Annotated in this window: 9 protein-coding genes; 2 read left to right on the top strand and 7 right to left on the bottom strand. The window is 35.1% G+C overall.

Annotated features, from left to right (window positions below; translation table 11 throughout):
• Positions 1 to 7 precede the first annotated feature (7 nt).
• From QLQ95_RS13550 to QLQ95_RS13535, 4 genes are all read right to left on the bottom strand, one after another.
• A complete protein-coding gene (locus QLQ95_RS13550) occupies positions 8 to 2272 on the bottom strand; it encodes an aconitate hydratase (RefSeq protein WP_428239067.1) in 2265 nt (754 codons plus the stop codon).
• Between the two features lie 123 nt (positions 2273 to 2395).
• Positions 2396 to 5167, bottom strand: a complete 2772-nt coding sequence (locus QLQ95_RS13545; RefSeq protein WP_320492936.1) for a bifunctional aconitate hydratase 2/2-methylisocitrate dehydratase — start codon at positions 5165 to 5167, stop codon at positions 2396 to 2398.
• A 378-nt stretch (positions 5168 to 5545) separates the two neighbouring features.
• Positions 5546 to 6499 carry an AAA family ATPase gene (locus tag QLQ95_RS13540; RefSeq protein WP_095928768.1) on the bottom strand — a complete coding sequence of 318 codons (954 nt, stop codon included), beginning with the start codon at positions 6497 to 6499 and terminating at the stop codon, positions 5546 to 5548.
• Between the two features lie 78 nt (positions 6500 to 6577).
• Positions 6578 to 8008: a peptidylprolyl isomerase gene (locus tag QLQ95_RS13535; RefSeq protein ID WP_095928767.1), complete on the bottom strand. Its 1431-nt coding sequence runs from the start codon at positions 8006 to 8008 to the stop codon at positions 6578 to 6580.
• A gap of 488 nt (positions 8009 to 8496) precedes the next feature.
• Here QLQ95_RS13535 and QLQ95_RS13530 point away from each other — a divergent pair, with 488 nt between their 5' ends.
• Entirely contained in the window at positions 8497 to 9939 is a 1443-nt protein-coding gene (locus QLQ95_RS13530; protein ID WP_095928766.1) for an alpha-amylase, read from the top strand.
• 150 nt (positions 9940 to 10089) lie between these two features.
• Positions 10090 to 11682, top strand: coding sequence for a peptide chain release factor 3 (locus tag QLQ95_RS13525; protein ID WP_320492934.1), 1593 nt, complete (start codon positions 10090 to 10092; stop codon positions 11680 to 11682).
• Between the two features lie 285 nt (positions 11683 to 11967).
• Here the strand turns inward: QLQ95_RS13525 and QLQ95_RS13520 are convergent, their stop codons facing one another.
• The 3 genes from QLQ95_RS13520 to rpoB form a co-directional block, all read right to left on the bottom strand.
• Complete coding sequence (locus QLQ95_RS13520) at positions 11968 to 12279, bottom strand: DUF3467 domain-containing protein (protein ID WP_055094614.1); 312 nt, start codon at positions 12277 to 12279, stop codon at positions 11968 to 11970.
• A gap of 10 nt (positions 12280 to 12289) precedes the next feature.
• The gene (gene rpoC / locus QLQ95_RS13515) at positions 12290 to 16597 is read right to left on the bottom strand and encodes a DNA-directed RNA polymerase subunit beta' (protein ID WP_095928763.1); all 4308 of its coding nucleotides are present in this window, start codon (positions 16595 to 16597) and stop codon (positions 12290 to 12292) included.
• A gap of 281 nt (positions 16598 to 16878) precedes the next feature.
• Positions 16879 to 20691, bottom strand: a complete 3813-nt coding sequence (gene rpoB, locus QLQ95_RS13510) for a DNA-directed RNA polymerase subunit beta (protein WP_095928762.1) — start codon at positions 20689 to 20691, stop codon at positions 16879 to 16881.
• Positions 20692 to 20915 lie beyond the last annotated feature (224 nt).

Here is a 20915-nt window from a genome sequence, read left to right as displayed (position 1 = left end):
TTAAATATTAAGCTTTTCCGGCTGCAATTAAATTTAATGCAGAACCTGCAACAAACCATCCAATTTGACCTGCGTTGTAAGTATGGTTTGCCAAGATAATATCTTTTGTACCATCTGCATGAACAAATTCTAATGTTAATGGTTTGCCCGGAGCAAATTCTGTTAAATCTAAGAAGTTAATGGTGTCATCTTCTTGGATTTTATCGTAATCTGCTTCGTTTGCAAATGTCAATCCTAAAAGACCTTGTTTTTTAAGGTTTGTTTCGTGAATACGAGCGAAAGATTTCACCAACACCGCTTTAACTCCTAAGAAACGTGGTTCCATAGCCGCATGCTCACGAGAAGAACCTTCTCCGTAGTTATGATCTCCCACTACGATAGATGGAACTCCAGCCGCTTTGTATGAACGAGCTACAGCAGGAACAGCATCATATTCGCCAGTCAATTGGTTTTTAACCGAATTTGTTTTTTGATTGTAAGCATTTACCGCTCCAATCAACATATTGTTTGAAATATTATCTAAGTGTCCACGGAAACGCAACCAAGGTCCAGCCATAGAAATGTGGTCTGTAGTACATTTTCCGAATGCTTTAATTAACAATTTAGCACCAGTAATATTTTTACCATCCCAAGCATCAAATGGAGCTAATAATTGTAAACGCTCTGAAGCTGGATTAACCACTACTTGAACACTTGAACCATCTTCCGCTGGAGCTTGAAAACCTGGATCTTCAGCATAGAAGCCTTTAGCAGGAAGTTCGTCTCCTGTTGGCTCGTCAAGCATTACCTCTTCTCCATCTTCGTTGATTAATTTATCTGTCAATGGATTGAAACTTAAATCACCTGCAATAGCCAAAGCTGTTACCAATTCTGGCGATCCTACAAAGGCCAAAGTATTTGGGTTACCATCTGCACGTTTTGAAAAGTTACGATTGAAAGAGTGCACAATGGTGTTTCTTTCTTCTTTTTCTGCTCCTTCTCTATCCCACATACCAATACATGGTCCGCAGGCATTTGCAAAAACTGTTGCCCCTATTTTATGGAAAGTATCAATAAACCCATCTCTTTCGATTGTAGAACGAACTACTTCAGAACCTGGAGTGATTGTAAACTGTGATTTTGTTTTTAAATTTTTATCAGCAACCTGTCTCGCCAATGAAGCTGCACGAGAAATATCTTCGTAAGAAGAGTTTGTGCAAGAACCTATTAGACCAACTTGAATTTGTAATGGCCAATTATTTTTAACCGCTTCTTCTTTCATTTTAGAAATTGGAGTAGCTAAATCCGGAGTAAAAGGACCATTTAAATGCGGTTCTAATGTAGATAAGTTTATTTCGATAACTTGATCAAAATATTTTTCTGGATCTGCATATACCTCTGGATCTCCAGTTAAGTAAGAAGCAATTTTATCTGCAGCATCAGCCACTTCTGCTCTATTTGTCGAACGTAAGTAACGGCTCATTGAATCATCGTAACCAAAAGTTGAAGTTGTAGCTCCAATCTCAGCTCCCATATTACAAATTGTTCCTTTACCTGTACAAGACATAGCTGTTGCACCTTCACCAAAATACTCTACAATAGCTCCAGTACCACCTTTTACAGTAAGAATCCCTGCCACTTTAAGAATAACATCTTTTGGAGCCGTCCATCCCGATAATTTACCAGTTAATTTAACTCCGATTAATTTAGGAAATTTAAGTTCCCAAGCCATTCCAGACATAACATCTACAGCATCTGCTCCACCAACACCAATTGCGACCATTCCTAAACCACCTGCATTTACAGTATGAGAATCGGTACCAATCATCATTCCGCCTGGAAATGCATAATTTTCAAGTACAACTTGGTGAATAATTCCAGCTCCTGGCTTCCAGAAACCAATTCCGTATTTATTAGAAACAGAAGATAAGAAGTCGAAAACTTCATTACTCTGTGTTTTTGCTCTTGCCAAATCGGTTACAGCATCTACTTTTGCCTGAATTAAGTGATCACAATGAACCGTTGTTGGAACTGCCACTTTAGATTTACCAGCATGCATAAATTGTAATAATGCCATTTGTGCAGTTGCATCTTGACAAGCTACGCGATCGGGTGCAAAATCAACGTAATCAATTCCTCTTCCAAACGCCTTAGTAGGATTTCCATCCCAAAGGTGATTGTATAAAATTTTCTCTGTTAAAGTAAGCGGACGACCAACAATCTCGCGCGCTTTATCAACGCGACCTGGCATGTTTTCGTACACTTTTTTAATCATTTCGATATCAAAAGCCATAGATTTTTTGTTTTTATTATTCTTTTTTGAACATGACAAGTTACAAAAAATAGAACAATTATTACTAAAAAAGCCCGAGTTTTACGACTCGGGCTTTCAATATATTATTAAATAATCTTTCGATTACATAACTAATTGTTTGTTAGAAGGTGCGAACTTAGTTAAGTTAATACCATCTACCGCTGCAGTATATTCTTCCATTGTTGGAGTTCTACCTAAGATTGTAGAAAGAACCACAACTGGAGTAGAAGAAAGCAACGATTCTCCTTTTTTACCTTCTTTATCTTCTACAACTCTTCCTTGGAATAAACGAGTAGATGTCGCCATTACTGTATCTCCTTTAGCTGCTTTTTCTTGGTTACCCATACAAAGGTTACATCCTGGACGCTCTAAGTATAACATGTTTTCGTATTCTGTACGAGCTGCACCTTTAGGAGCGTTATCGTCAAATTCGAAACCAGAGTATTTTTGTAAAACTTCCCAGTCACCTTCAGCTTTTAACTCATCAACGATGTTGTAAGTAGGAGGAGCAACTACAAGAGGAGCGTTAAATTCAACTTTTCCTGTTTGTGCTTCAACGTTTTTCAACATCTGAGCAAGGATTTTCATATCTCCTTTGTGAACCATACAAGAACCAATAAATCCAAGATCTACTTTTTTCTCTCCACCATAGAAAGATAATGGTCTGATAGTATCGTGAGTATAACGTTTAGAAACGTCTTTATTATTAACATCTGGGTCAGCAATCATTGGCTCTGCAATTAGATCCAAATCAACTACAACTTCAGCATAATATTTAGCATTGGCATCTGGAGTTAAAGCTGGTTTTTCGCCAGATTTAATTTCAGTGATTCTCTTATCTGCTTTGTTGATTAAACCTTGAAGAACTTGTCTATCGTTATCCATTCCTTTATCAATCATGATCTGGATTCTGCCTTTAGCAATATCCAATGATTCGATCAAAGTATCGTCTTCTGAAATACAGATAGAAGCTTTTGCTTTCATCTCTGCAGTCCAGTCTGTAAATGTAAACGCTTGGTCGGCAGTAAGAGTTCCGATGTGAACCTCAATGATTCTTCCTTGGAATACGTTCTCACCGTTGAATTGCTTAAGCATTTGAGCTTGTGTAGCGTGAACCACATCACGGAAATCCATATAACCTTTCATGTCTCCTTTGAAAGTTACTTTTACAGATTCTGGAATTGGCATAGAAGCCTCTCCCGTAGCCAATGCAAGAGCAACAGTTCCTGAGTCAGCACCAAAAGCAACACCTTTAGACATTCTCGTGTGAGAGTCACCACCGATAATGATTGCCCATTCGTCGATAGTAATATCATTAAGCACTTTGTGGATTACGTCTGTCATTGAATGATAAACACCTTTTGGGTCACGAGCCGTGATCAAACCAAAATTGTTCATAAACTTCATTAATTTAGGAATGTTAGCCTGAGCTTTTTTATCCCAAACTGATGCAGTATGACAACCAGATTGGTAAGCACCGTCAACAATTGGAGAAATAACTGTAGCAGCCATAGACTCTAATTCTTGAGCCGTCATAAGACCTGTAGTATCTTGAGAACCTACGATGTTTACTTCTACACGAACATCAGATCCGGCGTGTAAAACTTTTCCTGGAGCAATACCTACAGCATTTTTGTTGAAGATTTTTTCAACTGCAGTTAAACCTTGTCCTTCGTTAGAAATTTCTTTAGATGGAGCAAATACTGCAGGAGCTTCGATATCCAATAATTTAGCAGCAAAAGTTTGAAGTTTTTTACCAAATACAATTGCGTACGATCCTCCAGCTCTAATGAACTCTTTTTTCTGAGGAGTAAATGATCTAGAAATATCAATTAATTCTTGATCTCCGTTGTATAATTTTTTAGTTTGAGTATTAATAGTAAGAACAGTTCCTGTAGCAACAGAATATGTTTGCTCAAGAATTGGTTCATTATTTTCGTTCAATACTGGTTTTCCGTCTGCATCTAATTTTTTAACCCAGTTTTTAAGGTCAATTCCAATACCACCAGTTACGTCAACTGTAGTAAGGAAAATTGGAGAAATACCGTTTGTACCCCCAACAATTGGAGCAATATTTACAAATGGAACATATTCACTTGCTTGTTTTCCTGTCCAAAGTGCCACGTTGTTTACACCTGACATTCTAGAAGAACCAACTCCCATTGTACCTTTTTCAGCAATTAGCATTACGCTTGCATCTGGGTGTTTTGCTTGTAATGCCTGAATTTCCTTTTGTGCTTCAGGCGTAATCATACATTTACCATGAAGTTCACGGTCTGAACGAGAGTGAGCTTGGTTTCCTGGAGAAAGTAAATCTGTAGAGATATCCCCTTCACCAGCAATATATGTAACAACTTTGATTTCTTCAGCTATTTCTGGAAGTTTAGTGAAGAATTCAGCTTTTGCATAACTTTCGATAATTTCTTTAGCGAATGCATTATCATTTTTGAACGCTTCTCTTAAACGGTCAGTATCTGCATCATAAAGGAAAACTTGAGTTTTAAGAACGTCTGCTGCTTGTTGAGCAATTGCAGTATCATTTCCTAAAGCTAGATCTAATAACACTTCAATTGAAGGTCCACCCTTCATGTGTGATAATAATTCAAAAGCAAAAGCAGGTGTAATCTCTTTTACTAAAGATTCACCTAAAATAATTTCTTTTAAAAACTTTGCTTTTTCACCTGCGGCACTTGTAGTACCAGGTAAAGTATTGTAAATAAAAAACTTAAGAGAGTCTTCGCGATTTGCGTTATCAACATCTTTAATTTGAGCAATGATTTCGCTTAATAAGTCAGCTCCATCGATTGGTTTAGGGTGTAACCCTTGATTTTTTCTTTCTTCAATTTCTTGAATGTAATCCTGATAAATATTCATAATAAAAGCGGATTTATTTTTTTGAGGCAAATTTAAGCATTAAAGACGATAATTAAAAAAAATTTAATAGAACAAGCCTTTTCAAAAATTATTATTGCTAAAAAACGATTTTCACTGCTTGTTTTTGACAAAAACTCAATTTTACATCAAAATAATGAATTATTAACATTTAAAGATCTTTTCTTTAACAAAGTCGAAATTTGATGTTAGAAAACAAGTAAGTTTTTACCCCTATTTTCAAGAAGAATCTTTCTAAATAAGCAATTATAACGTTATAGTTGAGATTTTAAACGTCTTTTGAGAAGAGTTTTTGACTTGCTAAAAACAAAAAATCCTGATAATAAATTATCAGGATTCTATTAATGTAAATTTTAAATTTTACATTAATTTTTTAATAATAACTTCTTCTGTTATACCTTCAGCATCAGCTTTATAGTTTTTAATAATTCTGTGTCTCAAGATACCGGTCGCAACAGCTTGAACATCCTCAATATCTGGTGAGAATTTCCCATTAAAAGCCGCATGGGCTTTTGCTGCTAGAATTAAGTTTTGCGAAGCTCTTGGCCCTGCTCCCCAATCTAAATAGTTTTTCACAAAATCGTTAGTTAAACTATTATCTGGACGAGTTTTGCTTACTAGAGTTACCGCATATTCTATAACATTATCTGCAACAGGAATTCTACGAATTAGGTGCTGAAAATCGATAATTTCCTGAGCTGTAAATAACGGATTAATTTCTGTTTTAACATCAGAAGTTGTTCTTTTTACAACTTGAACTTCTTCTTCAAAAGTTGGATATTCCAATTTAATAGCAAACATAAAACGGTCTAATTGCGCTTCTGGCAAAGGATAAGTTCCTTCTTGTTCAATAGGGTTTTGAGTCGCTAAAACAAAATATGGCAAATCTAATTTATGATGTTGTCCTGCAATTGTCACCGATCTTTCTTGCATTGCTTCCAGCAAAGCTGCTTGTGTTTTTGGCGGCGTTCTGTTTATCTCATCGGCCAAAATAATATTAGAAAAAATGGGCCCTTTAATGAATTTGAAATTCCTATTTTCATCTAAAATTTCGCTTCCTAAAATATCAGAAGGCATCAAATCTGGCGTAAACTGAATTCTTTTAAAATCCAGACCTAAAGCCTGAGACAAAGTATTAATCATTAAGGTTTTTGCTAAACCAGGAACTCCAATTAAAAGTGCGTGTCCTCCAGAAAATATACACAGTAAAATTTGATCTACAACGGCGTCTTGCCCTACAATGATTTTCGCTATTTCTTTTTTTAATTCATTTCTTTTTTGAACTAAATTGTGAATTGCTGTTACGTCAGACATTTATGAATGTATTTAAAATTAAAAAGAGTTAATTCTATGAATTCATAAAACTAACTCTTTTTATTTATTTATTAAAACTTATTTTTTCAACCAATTGTTTGCAAAAGAACAGTCTTTATACTCGCCGATAATTTTGATGTAAGTGTCTTTAATTTTAGCATCAAACCATTTTGCAATGGCATTAATCTGCTTTTCTTTTAATGCTAATTCTTTGATCTTAGTATAATCTTTAGCATAATCTGCAGTATGATCTTCAATTCTGTTGGTAACTGTAATTAACTTATATGTTTTTTTACCTTTATCATCAGTATTTAAAAGTGGTTGAGAAATTTCATCTCCTTTCAAATTTGAAACCTGACTGTATAAAGTCGGATCCATTTTTGTCAACTCAAATCGAGTATCTTGTGTGGTTGGATTTACCAATGTTCCTCCGTTTGCTCTAGTTTCCTTTTCATCAGATTCTGTTCTTGCCGCGTCAGCAAAAGTCAGCTCTTTATTGATGATTTTATTTCTAATATTTGTAATTCTTTCTTTTGCTTCTTTTAAAGCCGCTTCAGAAACAGTTGGAGCAATCAAAATATGGCGAAGCTCTACTTCTTGCCCTTTAATTTTTTCTACCATAATAATATGGTATCCAAAAGTAGTTTCAAATGGCTGAGAGATCTCACCTGCTTGTAAACTAAATGCAACATCTTTAAATTCTTTGACAAAAGGAGTTTTTCTTGTCATTTTATAATATCCACCGTTTGGTGCCGATCCTGGATCTTGAGAATATAAAACTGCTTTTGTTGCAAAACTAGAACCTTCTAGAACGTCTTGTCGAATTGCATTTAACCTATCGATAACTTTTTGCTTGTCTTCTTTAGAAATTTTAGGCTCCACAACAATCTGCGCTACTTCCATTTCAGCTCCAAAAGTTGGCAATTCATCTTTTGGGATTTTTTTAAAGAAATTACGAACTTCTTCTGGAGTGATTTCAACATCTTTAACGATTTTATCTCTCATTTCTGATGCTAATTTTTGCTCCTTTAAGATATCAGCAAAATATGTCTTAAACTCTTCTACCGAACTTTTTTTATAGTATTCAACAACTTTATTGATATCTCCTACCTGTTGCGTCATGTAATTAAGACGATCTTCCATCATTCCTCTTACCTCCGCATCACTTACGATAATACTATCCTGAATTGCTTGGTGAGCATACAATTTATCTTCTAAAAGTTTACCAAGCATCTGGCATCTTGTAATATCTTTTACAGATCCGCCTTGCGCAGTAATTTCTAAAAATCCTTTATCGATATCAGAATCTAAAACGATATAATCTCCTACTGTCGCAATAATTCCGTCGATTTTCAATTTCCCACCAGAAGGAACTTCAATTGGTTTTTGGGCCACAACATCAGGAATAATTTCTTGCGCTGAGATAATTGGAGTAAAAAAAAGAAAAAAACAAATTGTTAGTGCAAACTTGTAATCAATTGTTTTTAGCTGTAATTTTTTTAATAGCATTATTTTAATTTTTATTTGAATGTAAGCCTGTTTTAGATAATCCCTCTGAAACTATGTATGTTCATCAAACATAAATAATTAAAGTATAGTTCTTTCGTAACTTATAACGAACAAAAATAACAATTCAATTACATAATCCAACTATCCGATATAGTATTAACAAAAAATTATAGGATAGTTCTCTTTCAACGTACGAAATCATTTCTTCCAATTTTTCTAATTCAATGAAAGACAGTTTCTAATTGCTTCTTAAATTTAGTTTTAAACATCAAATAAATACCTAATTATAAGCACCATAAAAAAAAGTTCTCAACACTACAACGTTTTCGTTAACCTCTATTTTATTGCAAATTAAAATTAAATCAAAAAAACTTTACTTTAGATGCGTAATTAATAATTTACAAGGTAAAAAAATAGCAATATCTGCGTTTTTAAACCTTATAATTAAACAATTATAAAGCTCACTATTTAACTTAACCACATCTATTATGAAAAAACCTATTTTAAAATTATGCCTTATTACGGCATTTAGCGCACTTCTGTATTCGTGTTCTGAAAATGAAATCAACGCATCGGACGCAAAAGCTGAAAGTCAAAAATTTAAAATCATTGATGTTACGCATCACGATGGTAAACCTTTCAGCACAGGGGTTTCAAGCAATTCTACAACAGGAAAATATGTTGATAATCCTGGCGGAGGTGTTATGATGCAAGCTTTCTACTGGGATGTTCCCGCTGGAGGAAATTGGTGGAATACAGTAAGCAGTAAAGTAACGGCTTGGGGAAATGCTGGAATTGGCTCAATTTGGCTTCCGCCTGCTTCAAAAGCGCAAAATGGAGCTTTTTCTATGGGATATGACCCAACGGATTATTTTGATTTTGGAGATTATAACCAGAATGGAACAACGGAAACAAGATTCGGATCAAAAACCGAATTAGTCAATTTAATTACAGCAGCTCACACAGAAAACATCAAGGTTTATGCGGATATTGTAATTAACCATAACAGTGGCGGACAATCTGAAGCGAATCCTTTTACTGGAACAAATACTTGGACTAATTTTAATGGAATAGCGTCTGGAAAATTCAAACGTACTTATGCTAATTTCTACAAAAACAGCTATGGCAATAATGATGAAGGCTCGTTTGGAGGATTTCCTGACTTATGCCATGCCGATCCTTATGTAAAAGACTGGTTGTGGATTAGAGCTGATGGAGTTGGTAAATACTATAAAAATACCATGAAATTTGATGGCTGGAGATTCGACTACGTAAAAGGTTTTGGTGCTTGGGTTGTAAATGCTTGGAATGCCAATGTAGGCGGATTTTCTGTTGGAGAATTATGGGATTCAAATGTAAATGTTTTAAATGATTGGGCAAACGCAGCTAATAGTTCTGTTTTTGACTTTGCTTGCTATTACAAAATGAATGATGCTTTTGATGGAAATAATCTTGCATTGCTGAATGATGATATGATGTGGAAACGTAATCCATACAAAGCGGTAACTTTTGTAACTAATCATGATACTGATGAAATTTGGAGCAAAATGCTTGCGTACTCCTATATATTAACTCATGAAGGTTATCCAACTATTTTTTATAGAGATTATGAAGAATGGTTAGACAAAAATAAATTAAACAATCTAATCTGGATCCACAACAACAAAGCAACTGGAACAACTTCTATTTTATATTCTGATAATGACGAATATGTTGCACGAAGAAATGGATACAACGGAAATCCAGGATTGGTAGTTTACATTAATAACTCTGACGTTTGGCAAGAAAGATGGATTCAGACCAATTGGGCTAATACTCAAATTAAAGATTTTACAGGAAACTCAACTTGGTACCCAACTACTCAGGCAGACAAATGGGTAAAAATACAATGTCCTCCAAAAGGATATTCAATTTGGTCAATTAATCAGTAATTTTAAAAATGACTATTTAAGGCTGTTGCAAAACAGCCTTATTTTTTTGTTTAAAAATCCCGTTAGAAGTAAAGACTACCAAATTTAGGAACTGAATATTTTTAAAAAGCCGTAATTTAATAGTACTTTTGCAACCTATTTATACGAAATATGAGCTTTTTAAAAGAAATACAACGCAGAAGAACATTTGGAATTATATCGCATCCCGATGCCGGTAAAACGACATTAACAGAGAAATTACTTTTATTTGGAGGTGCAATTCAAGAAGCAGGAGCTGTAAAGAATAACAAAATTAAAAAAGGAGCAACGAGTGACTTTATGGAAATCGAACGCCAAAGAGGTATCTCGGTTTCGACTTCTGTGCTTGCTTTTAATTATAAAGATAAAAAAATCAATATCCTTGATACTCCTGGACACAAGGATTTTGCTGAAGATACATTTAGAACTTTAACTGCCGTAGACAGCGTAATTGTTGTAATTGACGTTGCTAAAGGGGTTGAGGAACAAACAGAAAAATTAGTGGCTGTTTGTAGAATGCGTAATATTCCTATGATTGTTTTCATCAACAAATTAGATCGTGAAGGTAAAGATGCTTTCGATTTGATGGATGAAGTAGAACAAAAATTAGGTTTAAAAGTTACACCGTTAAGTTTCCCAATCGGAATGGGTTACGATTTCCAAGGAATTTATAATTTATGGGAACAAAACATTAACCTTTTCAGCGGAGACAGTCGTAAAAATATCGAGGAAACAATCGCTTTTTCTGATGTACAGAATAATCCAGAATTAGATAAAATTGTAGGTGAAAAAGCAGCGAACAAACTTCGTGAAGAATTAGAGTTAATCGATGAGGTTTATCCTAAATTTGAGCGTCAAGATTATTTAGATGGAAAAATTCAGCCCGTATTCTTCGGTTCAGCCTTAAATAATTTTGGAGTTCGTGAATTATTAGATTGTTTCATTACAATTGCTCCATCTCCAAGACCAAAAGATTCTGAGACCCGTACAGTTGAGCCTACAGAGGAGAAAATGACAGGATTTGTTTTTAAAATCCACGCCAATATGGATCCAAAACACCGTGACCGTTTAGCCTTTATCAAAATTGTTTCTGGAACTTTCGAAAGAAATAAGCCTTATTACCACGTTCGTCAGAAGAAAAATTTAAAATTCTCAAGTCCAAATGCCTTTTTCGCCGAGAAAAAAGAAATTGTAGACATTTCTTATCCTGGTGATATTGTTGGTTTGCATGACACAGGAAACTTTAAAATTGGAGATACTTTAACAGAAGGTGAAATTATGAGCTTTAAAGGAATTCCAAGTTTCTCTCCAGAGCACTTTAGATATATCAACAACGCCGACCCGATGAAAGCTAAGCAATTAGAAAAAGGAGTTGATCAGTTAATGGATGAAGGTGTAGCGCAGTTGTTTACTTTAGAGATGAATAATCGTAAAGTTATCGGAACTGTTGGAGCGTTACAATATGAGGTAATTCAATATCGTTTAGAGCACGAATATGGTGCTAAATGTACTTACGAGAACTTCCCTGTTCATAAAGCGTGCTGGGTAAAACCTGATGATGCTAAAAACGAAGAATTCAAAGAATTTAAACGTATCAAACAAAAATTCCTTGCTCACGATAAATACGGGCAATTGGTATTTTTAGCCGATTCTGATTTTACAATTCAAATGACGCAGAGTAAATATCCTAGTGTAAAATTATTTTTCACATCGGAGTTTGATTAAATCTAAACTTTAAATAAATTATAAAAGGCTGTTTAAAATTTTAAACAGCCTTTTATAATTTGCATAAAAAAAGCGCTAATTCTAAAATCAGCGCTTTTTTTTAATTTGAATTAAATTAACCTTACTAAGTCATTATATTTCAAAATTCAATCTTTTTTAGGTTATACCAAATTAAGACATAACACGATTAAAAAGAAATTTAGTCGACTAAAGTAAATTAAATCAGACCAACTGCATCTTTGCTTTATTACAAAAAAAAGCCCCTTAAAAAAGGGGCTTTATAATTTATGCTTGTCCAGTTGGACCAAAATTAAGCGGAATTGGCGCTTGTTCCGTTTCTTTGATTTCGCCATGAGCTGCCTCAAATCTATGGATATTTTCACCTATTGCTTTTAATAATCTTTTAGCATGTTGTGGTGTCAAGACAATTCTTGATTTTACCTTGGCTTTAGGAATACCTGGCATAATACTCACAAAATCTAAAACAAACTCAGATGATGAGTGATTGATAATTGCAAGATTAGAATAAATTCCTTCTGCAATAGTTTCGTCCAACTCAATATTAATTTGCTCTTGTTGTTGTTTCGGATTACTCATAGTTTCCTAATTAATAAATGTATTCTTCTTTATTTGCCATCATTTCGTTGTAATCGTCTTTAGATCCTACGATAGTGTTATCGTACTCTCTCATACCAGTTCCCGCAGGAATTCTGTGTCCAACAATTACATTTTCTTTTAATCCTTCTAGATCATCTACTTTACCAGCTACTGCAGCTTCGTTAAGTACTTTCGTTGTCTCCTGGAATGAAGCCGCAGAAATGAATGATTTAGTTTGTAACGAAGCTCTTGTAATACCTTGAAGAACTGGCGTTGCAGTTGCAGTGATTACATCTCTTGCTACAACAAGATTTTTATCTGTACGTTTCAATAATGAATTTTCATCACGTAATTCACGAGGTGTAATGATCTGACCTGGTTTCAATACTGAAGAATCTCCAGCATCTTCAACCACTTTCATACCGTACAATTTATCGTTTTGAACGATGAAATCTTTAGTATGGATTAATTGGTCTTCTAAGAATAAAGTATCACCTGGATCCTGAACTCTTACTTTACGCATCATTTGACGAATAACTACCTCAAAGTGCTTATCATTAATTTTTACCCCTTGTAAACGGTAAACCTCTTGAATTTCATTTACCAAGTACTGTTGAACAGCAGCCGGACCTTGAATTCTTAAGATATCATCTGGTGTAATCGCACCATCAGACAATGGAACTCCCGCTCTTACGAAGTCATTCTCTTGTACTAAGATTTGGCTTGAAAGTTTAACTAAATACTTTTTAATCTCACCAAATTTAGATTCGATAACGATCTCACGGTTACCTCTTTTGATTTTTCCAAAAGAAACAACACCATCAATTTCAGATACAACTGCTGGGTTAGAAGGGTTACGAGCCTCAAGAAGCTCAGTAATTCTTGGTAAACCTCCCGTGATATCGCCCGCTTTAGAAGAACGACGTGGGATTTTTACTAATACTTTACCTGCTTTAATTTTCTCACCGTTTTCAACCATTAAGTGTGCACCTACTGGTAAGTTGTAAGAACGAATCAATTCACCTTCTTTACCATAAACTAATAAAGTTGGGATTAATTTTTTGTTTCTAGCTTCAGAAATTACTTTTTCTTGGAAACCAGTCTGCTCATCGATCTCAACCATGAACGATTGTCCTTGCTCTAAATCTTCGTAAGCAATCTTACCAGTAAACTCAGAAACAATTACACCGTTATATGGATCCCATTTACAGATTACAGTTCCTTTAGCTACAGTTTCTCCATCTCCAACAAAGATACTAGAACCGTAAGGAATGTTATGTGTATTTAAAACAATTCCAGTTTTCTCGTCAACTAATTTTAATTCAGTTGAACGTGAAACTACGATATCAACAGAGTTACCTTCTCCGTCTTCTCCTTTAACTGTTTTTAAATCTTCAATTTCAAGTCTACCTGCGAATCTTGTAACAATACTAGACTCTTCAGAGATACCTCCAGCAACCCCTCCAACGTGGAACGTACGAAGTGTCAACTGTGTACCTGGCTCTCCAATAGACTGAGCTGCAATAACTCCGACAGCTTCACCTCTTTGTGTCATTTTACCAGTAGCTAAGTTTCTACCGTAACATTTAGCACAAATACCTTTTAAAGCTTCACAAGTTAATGGAGATCTAACCTCTACTTTTTCAATTGGAGAAGCTTCGATAGTTCTCATAATTGCTTCAGTAATTTGCTCTCCAGATTTAACCATTACTTCATTAGTAAGAGGATTAATAACGTCTTGCAATGCAACACGTCCTAAAATTCTCTCTCCTAAAGATTCAACGATTTCCTCATTTTTCTTCAATGCAGCAACTTCAACACCTCTTAAAGTTCCACAATCTTCGATGTTTACAATAACATCTTGAGAAACGTCATGAAGCCTTCTTGTTAAGTAACCAGCATCGGCCGTTTTAAGAGCCGTATCCGCAAGACCTTTACGAGCACCGTGAGTAGAAATAAAGTACTCAAGGATCGAAAGACCTTCCTTAAAGTTAGAAAGAATCGGGTTTTCAATAATCTCACCACCACCAGCAGTAGATTTTTTAGGCTTAGCCATCAAACCACGCATACCAGTTAACTGACGAATCTGCTCCTTAGAACCCCTCGCTCCAGAGTCAAGCATCATATATACAGAGTTGAAACCTTGTTGGTCTTCTCTAATATTTTTCATTGCTAACTCTGTTAACTGAGCATTTGCTGAAGTCCATACGTCAATAACTTGGTTGTAACGCTCGTTATTTGTAATAAGCCCCATGTTATAGTTAGTTGAGATACCTTCAACTTGCTCTCTAGCATCTGCAATTAACTTCGTTTTTTGTTCTGGAATTCTAATATCACCTAAAGAGAATGATAAACCTCCTCTAAATGCGAATTTATAACCCATATCTTTCATATTATCCAAGAAAGCTGCCGTTGTAGGTACATCAGTCACACTTAAAATGTGTCCGATAATATCTCTAAGGTTTTTCTTAGTCAATACGTCGTTGATATATCCAGCTGCTTCAGGTACTACTTCGTTAAATAATACACGTCCTGCAGTTGTTTGAATAATTTGATACACTAATTCTCCAGCATCATTAAAATCTTTTGCTCTAATTTTCACACGAGCATTCAATTCTAATCTTCCTTCGTTTAATGCAATGTTTACTTCTTCAGCAGAATAGAAAGTTAAATCCTGACCAATAATTTTGTGGTCTTCTGTAGAAATACGCTCTTTGGTCATATAGTATAGACCCAAGACCATGTCCTGAGAAGGTACAGTAATTGGAGCACCATTTGCAGGGTTCAAGATATTGTGAGAAGCCAACATTAATAATTGTGCCTCTAAAATAGCTTCTGGTCCTAATGGTAAGTGAACCGCCATCTGATCACCATCGAAATCGGCGTTGAATGCCGTACATACTAATGGGTGTAATTGAATCGCTTTTCCTTCAATTAATTTTGGCTGGAAAGCTTGAATACCAAGTCTGTGCAAAGTAGGAGCACGGTTAAGTAATACTGGGTGTCCTTTAATTACGTTTTCAAGGATATCCCAAACTACAGGCTCTTTCTTATCAATGATTTTCTTAGCAGATTTTACTGTTTTTACAATACCTCTTTCGATCAATTTACGGATAACGAATGGTTTGTATAATTCAGAAGCCATATCTTTTGGCAATCCACACTCATATAATTTTAACTCTGGACCAACGACAATTACCGAACGAGCAGAATAATCCACACGTTTTCCTAAAAGGTTTTGACGGAAACGTCCTTGCTTACCTTTTAATGAGTCAGATAATGATTTTAATGGTCTGTTAGATTCTGTTTTAACAGCAGAAGCTTTACGTGTGTTATCGAATAATGAATCTACAGATTCTTGCAACATACGTTTTTCGTTTCTTAAGATAACTTCTGGAGCTTTAATCTCCATTAATCTTTTCAAACGATTGTTACGGATGATTACACGACGATATAAATCGTTCAAATCTGAAGTTGCAAAACGACCTCCATCAAGTGGCACAAGCGGACGTAATTCTGGCGGGATAACTGGAACCACTTTCATAATCATCCATTCTGGACGGTTTTCGCGGTTTTCGTTAGACTCACGGAAAGATTCAACAACTTGTAATCTTTTTAAAGCTTCAGTTTTTCTTTGTTTAGATGTTTCGTTGTTAGCGCTGTGTCTTAATTCATAAGATAAAGCATCTAAGTCAATACGAGCTAATAAATCCATAATACACTCTGCTCCCATTTTGGCAACAAATTTATTAGGATCTAAATCATCTAAATATTGATTTTCTTGTGGAAGAGTATCTAAAATATTTAAATATTCTTCTTCAGTTAAGAAATCTAATCTTTGTAAAGATTCTCCATCTGCATTTTTAGCAATACCAGCTTGGATTACTACGTATCTTTCGTAGTAGATGATCATATCTAATTTCTTAGATGGAAGACCAAGGATATAACCAATTTTGTTTGGAAGAGAACGGAAGTACCAGATGTGAGCAATTGGCACAACAAGGTTGATGTGTCCTACTCTATCACGACGTACTTTTTTCTCAGTAACTTCAACACCACAACGGTCACAGATGATACCTTTGTAACGAATTCTTTTATACTTACCACAAGCACATTCAAAATCTTTTACTGGTCCGAAGATTCTTTCGCAGAAAAGTCCGTCACGCTCTGGTTTGTGAGTTCTATAGTTAATTGTTTCTGGCTTTAAAACCTCTCCTCTTGATTCTTTCAAGATAGATTCTGGTGAAGCCAATCCAATAGAAATTTTGTTAAATCTTTTTACTGGATTTTTTTCTTTATTGTTTCTGTTATTCATCATAGTTTTTACTATTGATTTATTTTGCAATTAAAAAATTGAATTTAGATTTATAATTTACTCTTAATAAATAAGAGTTAATCATTCAGCTACTACCTCGGGTTACTTCTCTAAACCTCAAATTCTTATTTGAAGCGCTAGTTATAAAATGCCTTGCATTGTTATAAAAAATCGGAACGGTTTACGGGTATAAATCTTTAAAAACTTCTAACATTTAGTAAACAGTCTCAGTCCCAGTTTTCAGTGCTAAACTGAATACTGAGACTGTGACTAGAAACTTTTATTTATTCTTCCAAACGAAGATCTAATCCTAGACCTTTCAATTCGTGCATTAATACATTGAATGATTCTGGTAAACCTGGTTCTGGCATAGTTTCACCCTTAACGATAGCTTCGTAAGTTTTAGCTCTACCAATAACGTCATCAGACTTAACAGTTAAGATTTCACGTAAAGTACTAGAAGCTCCATAAGCCTCAAGTGCCCAAACCTCCATCTCTCCAAAACGCTGACCTCCAAATTGAGCCTTACCTCCAAGTGGCTGTTGCGTAATCAATGAGTATGGTCCGATAGAACGTGCGTGCATCTTATCATCAACCATGTGTCCTAATTTAAGCATGTAAATTACACCCACAGTTGCTTTTTGTGCAAAACGCTCTCCAGTTCCACCATCATAAAGATATGTATGTCCAAAACGTGGTACGTTAGCCTCATCAGTCAAAGCATTGATTTCGTCAAGAGAAGCACCGTCAAAAATTGGAGTAGCAAATTTTCTACCCAAGTTCATACCAGCCCATCCAAGAACAGTCTCATAAATCTGACCAATGTTCATACGTGAAGGTACCCCAAGTGGATTCAATACGATATCTACTGGTGTTCCGTCTTCTAAGAAAGGCATATCTTCATGACGAACGATTCTAGCAACAATACCTTTGTTACCGTGACGTCCTGCCATTTTATCACCAACTTTTAACTTACGTTTTTTAGCGATATAGATTTTAGCCAATTTCAAGATTCCAGATGGTAATTCATCTCCAACTGTAATAGTGAATTTCTCTCTTCTTAAAGCTCCTTGTAAGTCGTTCAGCTTAATTTTATAGTTATGAATTAAATCATTAACCATTTTATTTGTAGCGTCATCAGCAACCCACTGACCTTTGCTTAAGTGAGCAAAATCTTCTACTGCGTAAAGCATTTTTTGAGTATATTTTTTACCTTTTGGTAAAACTTCTTCACCCAAATCATTCATTACACCTTGAGATGTTTTTCCGTTAACGATCAAGAATAATTTCTCAACTAATCTGTCTTTTAATTCAACAAATTTAGTTTCGAATTCCATTTCTAAAGCGCCTAAAGCATCTTTATCTTGAGTACGTTTACGTTTATCTTTTACGGCTCTTGCAAATAATTTTTTGTCAAGAACTACACCATGTAAAGATGGAGAAGCTTTTAATGAAGCATCTTTCACATCACCTGCTTTATCTCCGAAGATCGCACGAAGCAATTTCTCCTCTGGAGTAGGATCTGATTCTCCTTTTGGTGTAATTTTACCAATCAAAATGTCGCCAGGCTTAACCTCTGCTCCAATTCTGATCATACCGTTTTCATCTAAATCTTTAGTAGCTTCTTCAGAAACGTTAGGAATATCGTTTGTTAACTCTTCATTTCCTAACTTAGTATCTCTAACCTCTAATGAATAATCATCAACGTGGATAGATGTAAAAATATCATCACGAACTACTTTCTCAGAAATTACAATCGCATCCTCGAAGTTGTACCCTTTCCATGGCATGAACGCAACTTTTAAGTTTCTACCTAAAGCTAATTCTCCATTTTGAGTAGCATAACCTTCAGACAATACTTGTCCAGGAACAACTCTATCACCTCTTCTTACGATAGGCTTCAAGTTGATACTTGTACCTTGATTGGTTTTTCTAAATTTAATTAAGTTGTACGTTTTCTCATCAGCATCAAAACTTACCATTCTCTCGTCTTCTGTACGATCGTATTTAATAGTAATGATGTTAGCATCTACGTATTCAACAGTACCATGCCCTTCAGCATTGATTAATACTCTTGAATCTGAAGCTACCTGACGCTCTAAACCTGTACCAACAATCGGTGCTTCAGGACGGATCAAAGGAACAGCCTGACGCATCATGTTTGATCCCATCAACGCACGGTTCGCATCATCATGCTCCAAGAAAGGAATCAAAGATGCAGAAATCGAAGCGATCTGGTTAGGAGCAACGTCTGTATAATGTACTACAGATGGTTCAACAACTGGGAAGTCACCTTCCTCACGAGCAATAACATTGCTAGCTGTAATTTTACCTGTAGCGTCCATTTCAATGTTCGCCTGAGCAATCATTTTACCTTCTTCTTCTTCAGCACTTAAGTAAACTGGAGTACTTTCTAAATCAACTACACCATTAGTTACTTTACGGTATGGAGTTTCGATGAATCCCATTCCGTTTACTTTTGCATAAACACCAAGAGATGAAATCAAACCAATGTTTGGTCCCTCAGGAGTTTCAATCGGACATAAACGACCATAGTGAGTATAGTGAACGTCACGAACCTCGAAACCAGCTCTCTCTCTCGAAAGTCCACCTGGTCCAAGTGCAGAAAGTCTTCTTTTGTGTGTAATCTCAGCTAACGGATTCGTTTGGTCCATAAATTGAGATAACTGGTTAGTACCAAAGAAAGAGTTGATAACTGATGATAATGTTTTAGCATTAATCAAATCAATTGGTGTAAACACCTCGTTATCTCTAACGTTCATTCTCTCACGAATAGTTCTAGCCATACGTGCTAAACCAACACCGAATTGTTGAGACAATTGTTCTCCAACTGTTCTAACACGACGGTTTGATAAGTGATCAATATCATCAATCTCCGCTTTAGAGTTGATCAATTCAATCAAATATTTTACAATGGTAATGATATCTTCTTTGGTAAGCACTTGCTTATCCATAGGGATATCTAAAGCCAATTTTTTGTTCATTCTATAACGACCAACTTCACCTAAGTTGTAACGTTGATCAGAGAAGAATAATTTATCTATAATACCACGAGCAGTTTCCTCATCAGGCGGTTCAGCGTTACGCAACTGACGGTAAATGTGCTCTACAGCTTCTTTTTCAGAGTTTGTTGGATCTTTTTGTAACGTGTTGTGGATAATAGCATAATCTGCTTGGTTGTTATCCTCTTTGTGCAACAAAATAGATTTTACGTTAGAATCGATGATCTCTTCAACATTATCTTTGTCGATAATAGTATCACGATCAAGGATGATTTCGTTACGCTCGATAGAAACTACCTCTCCGGTATCCTCATCTACGAAATCCTCGTGCCATGTGTTCAAAACACGCGCAGCAAGTCTTCTTCCAATATATTTCTTAATTCCTGTTTTAGAAACTTTAATTTCTTCTGCTAAGTCGAAAATTTCAAGGATATCCTTATCCCTTTCGAAACCGATAGCACGGAATAAAGTTGTTACAGGTAATTTTTTCTTTCTATCGATATACGCGTACATTACGCTGTTAATATCAGTAGAGAATTCTATCCAAGAACCTTTAAAAGGAATTACTCTTGCAGAATAAAGTTTAGTTCCATTTGCGTGGAATGACTGTCCAAAGAAAACCCCTGGAGAACGGTGTAATTGAGATACTACAACACGCTCGGCACCATTAATAACAAAAGTACCACTAGGAGTCATGTAAGGAATTGTTCCAAGATAAACATCTTGTACAATAGTTTCAAAATCTTCGTGTTCTGGATCTGTACAATATAGTTTTAACCTAGCTTTTAAAGGCACACTATACGTAAGACCTCTCTCTATACATTCTTGAATTGTATAACGTGGAGGATCAACAAAATAATCTAGGAATTCCAATACAAAGTTATTTCTTGTATCTGTAATTGGGAAGTTTTCCATGAAGGTATTGTATAACCCTTCGTTGCCTCTTTCGTCAGATTTCGTTTCTAATTGAAAGAAATCTTTAAAAGATTTAACCTGAACATCTAGAAAATCTGGATAGTCAGGGATATTTTTTGTAGAGGCAAAATTCAATCTTTCAGTCTGATTTGTTATCATCAATGGACAAAATTTTGATTAAAAAAAAGTAATTTTTTTTGTGTAAGACACACTGTTTAATCTATACTTTCTTATTATAATCAATACATCTTTAAAAATAAACCGTAAAGGAAGTTCAATTTTTTTTCTTCGTATTGATCAAAAACTTTTTCGTATTTTAAACTATTTGATAATAAAACTTGATATATTTTATTATACGAAAAATGGTTTAGACCCTTGGATGG

This window comes from Flavobacterium sp. B330r, from assembly GCF_056824325.1.
The sequence above is the reverse complement of the archived record's forward strand: the minus strand, read 5'-3'. Positions and strand labels throughout refer to the sequence as shown.